Source organism: Pseudomonas sp. BIOMIG1BAC (assembly GCF_001705995.2).
Taxonomy (GTDB): domain Bacteria; phylum Pseudomonadota; class Gammaproteobacteria; order Pseudomonadales; family Pseudomonadaceae; genus Aquipseudomonas; species Aquipseudomonas sessilinigenes.
This window is the reverse complement of the sequence record NZ_CP049045.1, coordinates 5,186,733-5,201,268: the sequence shown is the minus strand read 5'-3', so window position 1 is coordinate 5,201,268 and position 14,536 is coordinate 5,186,733. Positions and strand designations below refer to the sequence as shown.

Annotated in this window: 4 protein-coding genes; 2 read left to right on the top strand and 2 right to left on the bottom strand. The window is 64.3% G+C overall.

The window, feature by feature from the left end:
- Positions 1-46 precede the first annotated feature (46 nt).
- Together ATY02_RS24090 and ATY02_RS24085 are read right to left on the bottom strand one after the other, a co-directional pair.
- Positions 47-1,075 (bottom strand): purine-nucleoside phosphorylase, encoded by a 1,029-nt coding sequence (locus tag ATY02_RS24090; protein WP_068582237.1) that lies wholly within the window; start codon positions 1,073-1,075, stop codon positions 47-49.
- Between the two features lie 99 nt (positions 1,076-1,174).
- On the bottom strand, positions 1,175-2,131 hold the full coding sequence (locus ATY02_RS24085) for a nucleoside-specific channel-forming protein Tsx (RefSeq protein WP_068582240.1): 957 nt from the start codon (positions 2,129-2,131) through the stop codon (positions 1,175-1,177).
- A 438-nt stretch (positions 2,132-2,569) separates the two neighbouring features.
- On the opposite strand from ATY02_RS24085, the gene ATY02_RS24080 reads away from it, so the two are divergent.
- Both ATY02_RS24080 and ATY02_RS24075 read left to right on the top strand, forming a co-directional pair.
- Positions 2,570-3,550, top strand: a complete 981-nt coding sequence (locus ATY02_RS24080; protein WP_010466230.1) for an IS5-like element IS1384 family transposase — start codon at positions 2,570-2,572, stop codon at positions 3,548-3,550.
- Between the two features lie 276 nt (positions 3,551-3,826).
- Entirely contained in the window at positions 3,827-14,365 is a 10,539-nt protein-coding gene (locus tag ATY02_RS24075) for an autotransporter-associated beta strand repeat-containing protein (RefSeq protein ID WP_416220643.1), read from the top strand.
- Positions 14,366-14,536 lie beyond the last annotated feature (171 nt).

Below are 14,536 nucleotides of genomic sequence, written 5' to 3'. Positions count from 1 at the left end.
AGAGGTCCGGCTGTGGCCACAGGTAGGGGTAGGGCCGATCACGGGGTCACTGCGGGACGCCGCGCTCCCAGCTCGACCAGTTCTTGAGGATGTCTTGCACCAGTGGGTTGCCGGCCCGGTAGAGGTTTTCCAGCGCCGGCACGAAACCGCCCTGGTCGGCGTACTTGAGCAGGTTGTCCACTTCGCTGGCACCGGGGGCTGGGCGGTCGAAGTCCGAGCCGGCGCGCAGTACCGCCAGGCGCTGGACGTCCACCAGGCCTTCGCGACTGGCCCGCAGCAGCGCCTCGTAGGTGGAGTTGTCTTCCTGCTGGGTGGTGCAGTAAACGCCCTTGTTGTCGGTGAGCAAGCGGGTCCAGACCTCGGCCCGTTCGCTCAAGCGCGTACCGGAGAACCAGGTATTGCCAGCCAGGGTGTCGCAGCGGGTGACCACCGGCGGCTGGTTGGCCGGAGCCTGGGGGTACTTGAGGCGCCAGGCCGCTGATTCCTTGCTTTCGCTCAAGGTCACCTTCTGGCTCAGGGCAAACGCCTTGGCCTGGAGTTTCGGGTTGAGCTCGAACACTTCGGTCTTGTAGTCCAGGGGCGGCTTCTCATTGGGGCCCTTGGTGTTGATCCCCAGGTAGCCGGTCGGCCACTCCTTGGGCGCATCACGGGAGTCGAGCTCCCACTGGGTGCCGAACTCCACCAGGTAATGGGCCCAGGCCGCGGTGCCGATGGTGCCTTGATGCGGGCTGATGCCGGCAATCCCGGCAATCAGGAAGTAACTCTTGCGCAGGTCGAACTTCGGCGACATCGCCAGGGCCAGGGTCGAGGCCGCGGCGTTGGTCTGGCCCATGCCGGTGGTCAGCAGGCACACCTGCCGGTCGTTGCTGCAGCTGATATCCGGATATTCTCCCGCCAGCCCCGGTACCCGTACCTTGTGCTTGAGTTCCAGGCGCTCGATCCAGTTCTGCGCTTCCGGAGCGAACATGCTGATCAGCACCACCTTGGGCTTGATCGGCGCCTCATTGGCCCAGGCCCCGGTGGCCAGCACCGCGCCCAGGCCCACTATCCACGAAACTTTCTGAATGCCGCGCATAACACCTCCATGATTGCCGTTGACCGGCGCTGATCCTGATCGATCCAGGTTGCAACTGTTGTTGTCTTGCCGCTTGTCGCTCGAAATGTGCCGCTGTCGCTAGAACTGGTAGCCGACCCCGGCGTAGTAGCCCCAGCCGTTGGAGCGGGCGCGGAACTCACCGTCGCCAAAATTCAGCACGCTGCCGTCCTCCCAGTTGCCGCCGTTGTGGAAGTAGCGGCCCACCAGGGTAAAGCGCAAGTGGGTGAAGGAGTACAGCAGCACGTTGGTGGCCACCGTGGCGTTGGCCGTGCGGGCCGGGTTGTCCTTGTGCAGGTCGGAGCCAAAGTCGAAGTTGGTAAAGCCGATGTAGGTCAGCGACGCGCCGTTGCTGAATTTGTCGATGGGCACGATGTACTTGAGCTGGGCGCGGTAGCCGTCCCAGGAGTACTCATTGCTGGCGCCATAGTTTTCCCATTGGTAGCGACCGTAGAAGTTGGCGGACAGGTTGACCCGCGAATGGGTGTCGATGTCGGTGCCCAGGCCGCTGTACAGGGTGTTGGCGCGGTTGGCGGTGCGGCTGCCGTGGTCGTAGATCCAGTCGAAGGCTACATACCACTCCTTGATCGGGCCGATGGCCAGGCTGCGGCCGGCCAGGTAGTCGATGGAGATGCGCGGTTCGTGTTCCATGAACAGCGGCGAGCCATGGTCCCAGACGCCCTTGTCGTGGCTGTTGCCGATATTGAGGATCTTCGGCAGGTCGATGTAGCCATACAGCTCGAATGGCCCCTTGCGTCCGAAGTATTCGTATTCCAGGTAGACGTCGTCCGCCGGGCGGGGGCCGAAGCTGATGTCCTTGCTGCCGATCAGCATCAGGTCCTGGTTGTACCAGTCGGAAAGGTAGGCACCGGGTTTGGCCGGTTGCACGTCCTTGCTCAGGCCTTCGCCCTGGGCCGATTCGTCCGGGGTGGCGGGTTGGGCCAACAGGGCAGGGCTGAGTAGTCCGGTAACGATGCCCAGTAGCAGGGAAACGCTGCGTGGGTACGAGCGCGCGGTGGGCCTGGAAGTGGCATGCATTGAAAATCCTTGTTCGTGCGGGATGGGATCAGGTTTGGGCAATCATCGGCGAATAGCCTGGATTCCCAGGTGCGCAAACGTTTGCATGTGTCGTACCAACTTGCATTGGCCAGGTCTGGAGCAGGTATTCGAGCCCAGGGCAGGGCGGCGGCTGCCATGAAGGGGAATGAGTTTGAAAGAGGGAATAATTGCACTGAAATAGGGCGGTCGTTGCGCCCCGAGGCTTGCCGAAGAGCAGGAGGTTGTTTCTTTAAATCATTGATATTTATCGGATATTTATGAATTTATGCCGCTAAAGGCGCCCACATACTTCCAAAGTATTAATGCTATTTGATGGTGCATGGCCATTAGGCAGCTGTCATGGCGTCGTCTAGGGAAACTCTGAAAAAGACTTTCTGATTTGGCAAAATACCGCGACCCCACCCACCGAGTTTCCCGATGAAGCAGATGACCTTCGCCGACGCCGAGTACGCTGGCAAGCGCAAGCAAACCCGCAAGGAGTTGTTCCTGATCGAGATGGATCGGGTGGTGCCGTGGAAGGGCTTGATTGCTTTGATCGAGCCACATTATCCGAAAGGTGAAGGTGGCCGTCCGGCCTACCCGTTGATGGCGATGCTGCGTGTGCATCTGCTGCAGAACTGGTTCGGCTACAGCGATCCAGCGATGGAGGAAGCGCTGTACGAAACCACGATCCTGCGCCAGTTTGCCGGGCTGAACCTGGAGCGCATCCCCGACGAAACCACCATTCTCAACTTCCGCCGCTTGCTGGAGAAACACGAGCTGGCGGCCGGCATCCTCGCTGTCATCAATGGCTATCTGGGCGACCGCGGCCTGTCGCTGCGCCAGGGCACCATCGTCGATGCAACGCTGATCAATGCGCCCAGTTCGACCAAGAACAAGGACGGCAAGCGCGACCCGGAAATGCACCAGACCAAGAAGGGAAACCAGTATTATTTTGGCATGAAGGCCCACATCGGCGCCGATGACGAATCGGGTCTGGTGCACAGCGTAGTGGGCACGGCGGCCAATGTGGCGGATGTCACCCAGGTGGACAAATTGCTGCATGGCGACGAAAACGTGGTCTGCGCCGATGCAGGCTACACCGGTGTCGAAAAGCGGCCCGAGCATGAAGGACGTGAAGTTATCTGGCAGGTGGCGGCACGCCGCAGCACCTACAAAAAACTCGATAAGCGCAGCGTGCTGTACAAAGCCAAGCGCAAGATTGAAAAGGCCAAGGCTCAGGTGCGCGCCAAGGTCGAGCATCCGTTCCGGGTAATCAAGCGCCAGTTCGGTTACACCAAGGTGCGCTTTCGCGGCTTGGCCAAAAACACGGCGCAACTGGTGACACTGTTCGCTCTGTCGAACCTGTGGATGGCGCGCCGACATTTACTGACGAATGCAGGAGAGGTGCGCCTGTAATGCGGGAAATGGCCACCGGAGTGGGGTCCGGGTGGCGAAAACGTAAGAAATACTCGTCGAATTGATTGTTTTTTGATCATTTGGCGAGTTTAAAAGTTGCGCTAGGTGGTATGCCGGGGAAATACATGGCTACTTCAGACCATCCCTAGGTTTCTGTCCAAGGAATTTTACCAATGGTCAGGTTTCAGGCGTCGATGCGAGTAGTAGAGGGCTAAGCACCCTGTGAGAAGTACGCATTTTTACGGATGAAAAGCCTGCTCACGAAAGGAGTCGCTCGTGAACGTTCGTCATGCCAGGGATGTGTTTGTCAATCTGTCTCCTCTGTCCATGGCCATCCGCCTTGGAATAGCCGGCCTGCTCTGGAGCCTGGCCAGCCCAGCTGCCATGGCAGCCTGTTCGCCAGCCAACCCGGTGGCCAACGACACCGTCAACTGCACTGGCAATGCCACAGCGATCCTGACCAACGCCTTCGCCAGCTCTGCCGATAACCTAACGGTCAACGTCGGCAGTGGTGCGACGTTCAACTCATTGCTCGGCGGCACGGCGATCAGCCTCACCGGCAACGGCATTACCTTCAACAACAACGGAACCGTCGATCCGGCCCTGCTCGGGCTGGTGACCCTGCTCAGCAATGGCGTGGTGATCGGCAACGGTTCCGCCGGGGTGGTCAACGTCAACAACAGCGCCACCGGTACGCTGAACGGTACGTCAGGCATCCTCGGCCTGAACCTGGGCACGCTCAACGGCATGGCGCTGAACATCAACAACGGCGCGGGCGGCAGCACCACCATCGTCAACAACGGCAGCATCGGTTCCTCGGCATTGCTGGGCCTGACCCTGCTCTCCGCCGATGCGCCGGTGGTGGCGGTGCGTGGGGGCTCCCAGGTCAACATGACCAACAACGGCACCCTGGTGGGCCGGGTGGCGTTCCAATCCTCGACGGCTGGCAACAACTTCACCAACACCGGGCAGATCACCGGCGGCGTGTCCCTGGGCGCTGGCAGTACCAACAGCTTCACCGCGGTGACCGGCTCCTCGGTCAGCAGTGGCGGCGGGATCGGCATCGCCCTGGGCGGCCTGCTGGGGGTCGACCTGACGTTTGCTCCTACGGGGCAGATCGACGGTGGCGCTGGCGGTTCCAACACCCTGTTGTTGCAAAACACCCTGGGCGTGGGTGGCGGCACCACCGGCAGCGGCACGGTTTCCAGTGCCAACTACGTCAACTTCAACAACCTGACCCTCAACAGCGGCACCTGGACGCTGCAGGGGCCGGTGGTCAGCGGCAACACCACGCTCAATGGCGGGGTGGCCCTGTACAACAACAGCGCCACCTTCGGCAGCGGTCTGCTGACCTCCAATGGTGGTGTGCTGCAAGCCAGTACCGCCGGCCTGACCTTGAACAACCTGATCAGCCTGGGCGCTGGCGGCCTGACCCTGCAAGGCAGCAACGACACCACCCTGGCCGGGGTGATTTCCGGTGGCGGCGGGCTGGTCAAGTCTGGCGCCGGGCAACTGACCCTCAATGGCGCCAATACCTACACCGGCAGTACCACGCTCAATGGCGGCACGGTGCAGGTGGGCAACAACCAGGCCTTCAGCACTTCCACCGTGACCCTGGGCGGCGCGGCCACCTTGAGCGCGCCAGGCACCATCAACCTGGGCAATAGCTTGGTGCTCAACAACGCCTTGAGTACCAGCGGTGTCGGCGCGCTGACCCTGTCCGGCGTCCTCAGCGGCAGCGCTGCGCTGAACAAGGGCGGCACTGGCAGCCTGACTCTGAGCGGCAACAACACTGGCTTCAGCGGCACCACCAACCTCAATGCCGGCAGCCTGATCCTGGGCAACAACAATGCCTTGGGCAGTGGCTTGTTAAGCACGGCCGGTGGCACCACCCTGGATACCAACACCGCCATCAGCCTGGGCAACGCCCTGGCCCTGGCCGGCAACCTGACCCTGGGCGGCAGCAATGCCCTGACCCTGGGCGGCCTGGTCAGCGGTGCCGGTGGCCTGATCAAGAACGGCAGCGCCGACCTGGTCCTCAATTCGGCCAATGCCTACCTGGGCAACACGGCCCTGAATGCCGGGCGCTTGATTGTCGGCAATGCCGGCGCCCTGAGCACCGGCACCCTCAACGCGGCGGCCGGTACGACGCTGGATGCCAACACCGCCTTGAGCCTGGGCAACAACGTCAACCTGGCCGGCGCCCTGACCATTGGCGGCACCCAGAACCTGGGGCTGTCCGGGCAGATCAACGGTGCCGGTGGGCTGAACAAGAACGGCACGGCAAGCCTGACCCTGTCCGGCAATAACGGCTTCCTGGGCAACACCAACCTCAACAGCGGGTCGTTGATCGTCGGCAGCAACCTGGCCCTGGGCCTGGGCGTGCTCAATACCGCCGCCGGCACTACCCTGGACAGCAGCACCTCGGTGTCCCTGGGCAATACCCTGAACCTGGCCGGCAACCTCAACCTGGCCGGCAGCAACGCGCTGACCCTGGGCGGGCTGATCACCGGCACCGGTGGCCTGACCAAGAACGGCACGGCCAACCTGACCCTCAATGGCAACAACACCTATCAGGGTGGGAGCCTGATCAATGGCGGGACCGTGACCCTGGGCAACAGCGGGGCACTGGGTACAGGCACCGTGACCATCGGGGGGGCCACGACCCTGGTCGGTACGACCAACCTGGACCTGCTCAATACCATGGTGCTCAATGCCGACCTGACCCTGAACGGGGGCACCAACCAGTGGATTCTGGATGGCGATATCAGTGGCACCAACGGCCTGATCAAGAACGGCACAGGCAACCTGACCCTCAACGGAACCAATACCTACGCCGGTGGCCTGGTGCTCAATTCCGGCGGCCTGGTCCTGGGCAATGCTTCGGGCCTGGGCACCGGTACCCTGACGCTTTCGGGCTCCGGTTCGCTCAGCGCCAGCAGCGCCATGAGCGTCAGCAACGACATCAACCTCAATGGCGGCAACCTGACGGTGGCAGGCAGCAACCCCTTGACCCTGAGCGGGAACATCAGTGGTTTCACCGGGTTGATCAAGAGCGGTGCTTCCAACCTGACCTTGAGCGGCACCAACACCTACCAGGGCAGCACCCTGCTGGCGAGCGGCACGCTGACCTTGGGCTCCAACAGCGCCCTGGGGACGGGGCCGCTGGTCGCCATGAACGGCACCTCCCTGGACGCCAGCACCGCAGTCACTGTCGGCAACGGCATCACCCTTAATGGCGCGATGACGGTGGCCGGCAGCAATGCCCTGACCCTGGGCGGCGTGCTCACCGGCGCAACCGGCAGCCTGATCAAGAATGGCAGCGCCGACCTCACGCTCAACGGCGCCAATCTCTACCAGGGCAATACCACCCTCAATGCGGGTCGCTTGATCGTTGGCAATAACCAGGCCCTGGGCACCGGCACGCTGAATGCGGCAGCGGGTACCACCCTGGACAGCAACACCGCAGTGAGCCTGGGTAATCAGGTGAACCTTGGCGGCGGGGTCACTATCGGTGGCGGCGCCGACCTGACCCTGGCCGGAGTGGTCGGCGGGATCGGCAGCTTGATCAAGAACGGCAACGCCAACTTGACCCTGAACGGCGCCAACACCTACCAGGGCGGCACCACGCTCAACGCCGGGACCCTGACCCTGGGCAACAATGGCGCCCTGGGCAACGGAGTGTTGACCGTGGCTGGCGCGGCAAACCTGGACAGCGCACCAGGTATCAGCCTGAACAACAACCTGACCCTCAATGCCAACCTGACCCTGCCCGGCAGCAACGACCTGACCCTGGGCGGGGTCATCGGTGGTACGGGGCAATTGATCAAGAACGGCACGACCAACCTGACGCTCAACGGCATCAACACCTACCAGGGTGGCACCGCGCTCAATGCCGGGACCCTGACCCTGGGCAACAGCGGGGCCCTGGGCACCGGCGCCCTGACTGTTGGCGGCGCCGCGACCCTGGACAACAGCACGCCAATGGCCCTGGGCAACAACCTGACCCTCAATGCCGACCTGACCCTGGCCGGCAACAACAACCTGATCCTGGCTGGGGTGATCGGTGGCAGTTCCGGGTTGATCAAGGACGGCCTGGCGGACCTGTCCCTGAGTGGCAACAACACGTTCAGCGGACCCTTGAACGTGCTGGCCGGCAGTGTGACCACGCTCTCCAGCGGCGCCCTGGGCAACAGTTCCGGGGCCAACATCAGCGCGGGCGCCAGCCTCAACCTGGGCGCCAATGCCAGCCTTGGCGGGTTGACTGGCAGCGGCTCGGTGCAACTCAGTCCTGGTGTGGCGCTGAGTGTCGGTGGAAGTAACGCCAGCTCGGTGTTCAACGGCGACCTCAGTGGCAGCGGGCAGTTGACCAAGGTCGGCAGCGGCACCCTGACCCTGGGCGGCATCAATGGCCTGACCGGCAACAGCCTGGTCAGCGGCGGCACCCTGAAGGTCGACGGTTCCCTGGCCAGCGGCACGGTCAACGTCGCCAGCGGCGGGACCCTGACCGGCTCCGGTTCGTTGCTGGGCGCCCTGGATGTGGCGTCCGGTGGCCATCTGGCGCTGAATTCGGGCAATACCCTGTCGGTGGGCTCGCTGGTGCTCAACAGCGGCGCCAACCTGGACGCCAACCTTGGCGCGCCGTCCACCACTTCGCTGCTCAATGTCGGCGGCAACCTGACCCTGGGCGGCCAGCTCAACGTCAGCGATGCCGGTGGTTTCGGCGTGGGCGTCTATCGCCTGATCAACTACACCGGCAGCCTGGTGGACCTGGGGCTGAACGTGGCCAGCGTACCGCTGGGCTTCAACCTTGGCGACCTGGTGGTGCAGACCAGCGTCGGCAACCAGGTCAACCTGCTGGTATCGGGGGGGACCAACATTCGCTTCTGGGACGGCAGCCAGACAGTGCCCAATGGCGCGGTCGATGGTGGCAGCGGCACCTGGGACTCGCTGAACAGCAACTGGACCTCGGTCAATGGCACCCTCAACCAGACCTGGGGTAACGGTTTTGCGGTCTTCCAGGGCACTGCGGGTACGGTCACCGTGGCCGGGGCGCAGAGTTTCACCGGCATGCAATTCGTCGTCGACGGCTACAACCTGGTGGGGGCCCCCGGTGGTTCGCTGACGGCGGTCAACGGCAGCGGTGGCAATACCTCGATCCGCGTCGACCCGAACGCCACCGCCACTCTCGGCGTGGCGATCAACGGCAGCGGCACCCTGGCCAAGCTCGACAGCGGCACCCTGGTGCTCAATGGCAACAACAGCTATAGCGGCGGCACTTCGCTGCAGGGTGGCACCCTGGTGGTGGGTAACAACAGCGCCCTGGGCACAGGCGCCTTGAGCACCGCCAATGGCACCACCCTGGACAGCAACACGGCGGTCACCCTGGGCAATGCCGTGACCCTGGCCGGTGCACTGAATATCGCCGGTTCCAACGCCCTGACCCTGGGTGGGGCGATCGGTGGCAGCGGTAGCCTGGTCAAGAACGGCAGCGCCAGCTTGACCCTGGGCGGCAACAATACCTACCTGGGGCCTACCGCGTTGAACGCGGGCGGCCTGATCCTGGCCAGCAACACCGCCTTGGGTGGCGGAGCGCTGAATGCGGCCGCGGGCACCACCCTGGACGCCAGCACTGCGGTCAGCCTGGCCAACGCCCTGAACCTGGCCGGCAACCTGGGCATCGGCGGTACCGCCGACCTGACGCTGGGTGGCGCGGTCAACGGTGCAGGCGGCCTGACCAAGAATGGTGCTGCCAACCTGACCTTGAACGCCAGCAACGGCTTCAGTGGTGGCACCCAGCTCAATGCCGGCACCCTGACCCTGGGTGACAACAGTGCCCTGGGCGCGGGAGCCCTGACTGTGGGCGGCGCTGCGACCCTGGACAGTGGCAGTGCCCTGAGCCTGGCCAACGCCATGACCCTCAATGCCAACCTGACCCTGGCCGGCAGCCACGACCTGGCACTGGGCGGGACCATCGGCGGTGCCGGCCAGTTGATCAAGAACGGCGCCGGCAACCTGACCCTGGGCGGGGTCAACAACTACCAGGGCGGTACCCTGCTCAACGCCGGCACCCTGACCCTGGCCCAGGCCACGGCCCTGGGCAGCGGCGCGCTGACCGTGGGCGGCACCGCGACCCTGGCCAACAGTGCGCCGCTGGTGCTGACCAACGACCTTAACGTCAATGCCGGGCTGACCCTGGCCGGGGCCAACGACCTGACCCTGGGCGGCGTGATTGCCGGCAGCGGGACCTTGACCAAGAACGGCGCGGCCAACCTGACCCTGAGTGGCAACAACAGTTTCAGTGGCCCCATCAACGTGCTGGCCGGCAGCCTGACCACCCAGAGCAGCGGTGCCCTGGGCAATAGCGCCGGTGTCAACCTGGCCGCTGGCAGCAACCTCAACCTCGGAGCCTCGGCCAGCCTGGGCAGCCTGAGCGGCAGCGGTGCGGTGGCCATCGGCAGCGGCAATACCCTGACCTTGGGCAGCGGTAACCAGGGCAGCACGTTCGGCGGCAGCCTGGACGGCAGCGGGCAACTGATCAAGGCCGGTACCGGCACGCTCAATCTCAGCGGCACCAGTACCCTGAGCGGCAACACCCAGGTCAACGGCGGCACGCTGAACCTCAGCGGCTCGCTGGCCAGCGCCGCGGTCACGGTCAACAGCGGCGCGACCCTGACCGGCAACGGCAGCCTGGGCGGCGCCCTCACCGTGGCCGATGGCGGGCACCTGGCGCTGAGTTCCGGCAACACCCTGTCGGCAGGCTCATTGGTACTGGGCGCCAACTCCAACCTGGACGTGGGGCTCGGCGCGCCGGTCAACGGTGGTGGCAATGCCCTGGTCAACGTCGGTGGCAACCTGACCCTGGACGGCACCTTGAACGTGAGCGACATCGGCGGCTTCGGCACCGGCGTCTATCGCCTGATCAACTACACCGGGGCACTGACCGACAACGGCCTCAACTTTGGCACCCTGCCCGGCAGCGTGGTGCCAGGCGACCTGCAGCTGCAAACCGCCGTGGGCAACCAGGTCAACCTGCTGGTGAGTGCCCCCAACACCACCGTGCTGTTCTGGGATGGCTCGCAGACCACGGGCAACGGCGTGATCGACGGCGGCTCCGGTACCTGGGGCAGTGGCACCAGCAACTGGACGTCGGTCGATGGCAGTTCGAACCAGGCCTGGGGCGGCAGCTTCGCGGTGTTCCAGGGCAATGCTGGCACCGTGACCGTGAATGGCACGCAAAGCCTCACCGGCATGCAGTTCGTCACCGACGGCTACAACCTGGTAGGCGGCGTGGGCGGGGCTCTGAACCTGGTCAATGGCGGTACCGGCAACACGGCGATTCGGGTCGATCCGAACGCCACCGCCACCCTCGGCGTGACGCTCACCGGCAGCGGCACCCTGGCCAAGCTCGACAGCGGCACCCTGGTGCTCAATGGCAACAACAGCTACAGCGGCGGCACCTCGCTGCAGGGCGGCACCCTGGTGGTGGGCAATGACAGCGCCCTGGGCAGCGGTGCCCTGAGCACCGCCAATGGCACCACCCTGGACAGCAACACGGCGGTGTCCCTGGGCAATGGACTGAACCTGGCTGGTGCATTGAACATCGGCGGTTCCAATGCCCTGACCCTGGGCGGTGTGGTCGGTGGCACCGGCGGCCTGGTGAAGAATGGCAACGCCAGCCTGACCTTGAACGGCGTCAATACCTACCAGGGCGGCACCTTGCTCAAGGCCGGGCAATTGGTCCTGGGCAACGACAACGCCTTGGGCAGTGGAGCCCTGACGGTGGGCGGCAACGCCCAGCTCGACAGTCCGGTGGCGCTGCAGTTGGCCAATGCCATTACCCTTGGCGCGCAGTTGAACCTGGCCAACCAGCAGGCCCTGACCCTCAGCGGCGCGATCAGTGGCAATGGCTCGTTGGTGAAGAATGGCAGCGGCGATTTGCTGCTCAGCGGCGCCAATACCTACAGCGGCGGTACCACGCTCAACGCAGGCACCACCCGCGGCGATGCCAGCAGCTTGCAGGGCTCGATCCTCAACAATGCCGCGCTGATGTTCCAGCAGAACGCCAATGGCACCTATGCCGGCAACCTCAGCGGCAACGGCACCTTGATCAAGCAAGGCAGCGGCACGCTGTTACTGACCGGCAACAACAGCTTTACCGGCACCACCCAGGTGCAGGACGGCTCGTTGCTGGTCAACGGCAGCCTGGCCAGCGGCAATGTGCAGGTGGCCAATGGCGCCAGCATTGGCGGTAGCGGCCAGCTCACCGGTACCGTACAGCTGGGCGATGGCGCCAGCCTCAAGGCCGGCGGCAGTGCCACGCCGTTGTCCGTGGGCGGCCTGGTGCTGTCTTCCGGCACCAACCTGGACTTCAGCCTGGGCCAGGCCACCAGCTCCACCACGGCGGTCAACGTGGCCGGCAACCTCACCCTGGACGGCACCTTGAACATCACCGATGCCGGAAACTTCGGCGTAGGCGTCTACCAACTGTTCCGCTACGGCGGCACCTTGACCAACAACGGCCTGAACTACGGCACGCTGCCTGGTGGTGTGCTGCCGGGCTCCCTGAGCCTGCAGACCGCCCTGGCCAACCAGGTCAACCTGCTGGTACAGGGCGCGCCAGGCCAGGTGCAGTTCTGGAACGGCGGCCAGACCACGGCCAACGGCAGCATCGGTGGTGGCAGCGGCACCTGGGGCTCGTCCACCAACTGGACCGACCCCACCGGTACCCAGACCCAGGGTGCGGGCAACCAGTTCGTGATCTTCGGCGGGCAGGGCGGCACCGTGACCGTGGCCGGTAACCAGAGCTTCACCGGCATGCAGGTGCTCGACAGCGGCTATAACTTCGTCGCCGGCAGCAATGGCAGCCTGAGCCCTACCAATGGCAGCGATGGCAGCCTGGCCAAGGTACGGATCAATGGTGGAGTGGTAACCCAGATCGATGCACCGCTGGTGGGCAGCGGCGGTATCGAGAAAACCGATGCCGGGGTCTTGCTGCTCACGGGTGCCAACACCTACACCGGCGGCACCACGGTCAGTGGCGGCACCCTGGCGGGCAACACCACCAGCTTGCAGGGACGGATGCTGGTCAACGCCCGGATGTTGTTCGCGCAGAACAGCAATGGCGTGTTCAACGGCCAGCTCAGTGGTACTGGTACGGTGGTCAAGCAGGGCGCTGGTTTGCTGCAGCTCAATGGCAACCAGCCCTTCAGCGGCACCCTGGCGGTGGAGCAGGGCACTGTACAGATCGGCGACGCCCCGGCTTCCCTGGCTGGGCAGGTGGTGGTCAGCAATGGCGCCGCGTTGCAAGGCAACGGCAGCGTCGGGGGGCTGGTCAACAATGGCCTGGTGAGTTCCGGCGGGCCGATCGGCAAGCTGGCGGTCACCGGCAACTTCAGCAACGGCAGCACCGGGACCCTGCAACTGACACCGACCTCGGCCACGAGCCCGGCGTTGCAAGTGGGTGGCACCGCCAACCTGGCGGGCAATCTGCAGGTCACCGGCCTGAACTACGGTGGCGGCACCACCAGCTACTCGCTGATCAACGCCGGTGGCGGCATCACTGGTACTTTCAGCAGCAGCAACCTGCCGCAACTGGTGTTCCTCGACACCTCGCTGGCCTACAGCGCCAACCAGGTGAACCTGAATGTCAGCCGCAACCAGACCGCCTTCGTCGACGTCGCCCAGACCCGCAACCAGCGCGGAGTGGCGGCGGCACTGGGCGCCTATTCGGGAGATGACGACGATCCTGCCGATCAGTTGAACGATCAGATCCTCGGCCTGGACCGGGCCGGGGCACAGAATGCGTTCAATAGCCTGTCCGGGGAAATCCATGCCAGTACGGTCAGCGCCTTGCTGGAGGATTCGCGCTACATGCGCGATGCCCTCAACGACCGCATGCGCCAGCCTGGCTGCAACAGTAGCCAGGACGACCCTCGGCAAGTGCTGGCCAGCCGTGAAAATCGCTTGAGCAGCAGCGGTTGCCAGGGCGAGATGGTGGGCTGGATGCGTGTGTTGGGTACCTGGGGCGACATGTCCGGCAACAGCAATACCGCCAAGCTGGATCGCAACCTGTCGGGCTTCGTGCTGGGCAGCGACCGCCAGCTGGATGACACCTGGCGAGCCGGTGCGGCCGTGGGTTATACCCGCAGCGACCTGAAGGCCAGCCAGCGGCAGTCGGAAGCCACGGTCAACACCACCCACCTTGGGGCCTACCTCAATTCCCAGTTCGATGCCGTTGCGGTGCGCCTGGGGGCGGCCTACAGCTGGCACAAGATCGAGACCAAGCGTGACGTCGCCGTCGGCAGCTACAGCGATCGCCTGAAGGCCGACTACAACGCCCGCAGTGCCCAGGTCTTCGGTGAGGTCGGTTATGCCATGGACGCCGCGGGCGTGGCGCTGGAACCTTTCGTCGGGCTGTCCTATGTCAACTACGACAGCGACACCGGCAAGGAGAAGGGCGGCGCTGCGGCACTCAAGGCCAAGGCCAGCCAGGACGTGACGTTCTCCACCGTTGGCCTGCGCGCGGGCAAGCGCATTACCTTGAGCAACGGCCAGCAGCTCACCCCTCGACTGGGCCTGGGCTGGCGCCATGCCTATGGCGATACCAAGCCGGATGCCGACCTGAGCTTCATCGATGGCGGCACCTCGTTCACGACCCAGGGCGTGCCGATCGCCAAGGACAGCGCGCTGGTCGAGGCCGGCCTGGACTATCAGGTCACGCCGGCTGGCAAATTGGGTATCGGCTACTCGGGGCAGCTGTCCGGGCAGACCAAGGACCATGCCATGACGCTCAACTTCTCCCTCGATTTCTAACGCTGGTCAGGGATTGCAGCCGCCCGATCGGGCGGCTTTTTTTTGCGCCCCGTTCTCAAACGGTCGGTGCCTGGTCATTGCCCGCGCCAGTCGACAAGCCAGCCATGGCATAACCCGCCGTAAATGCCTCGATAAAGCATCACCCGGAACGGATAGTCGCAGTGGGTTGGC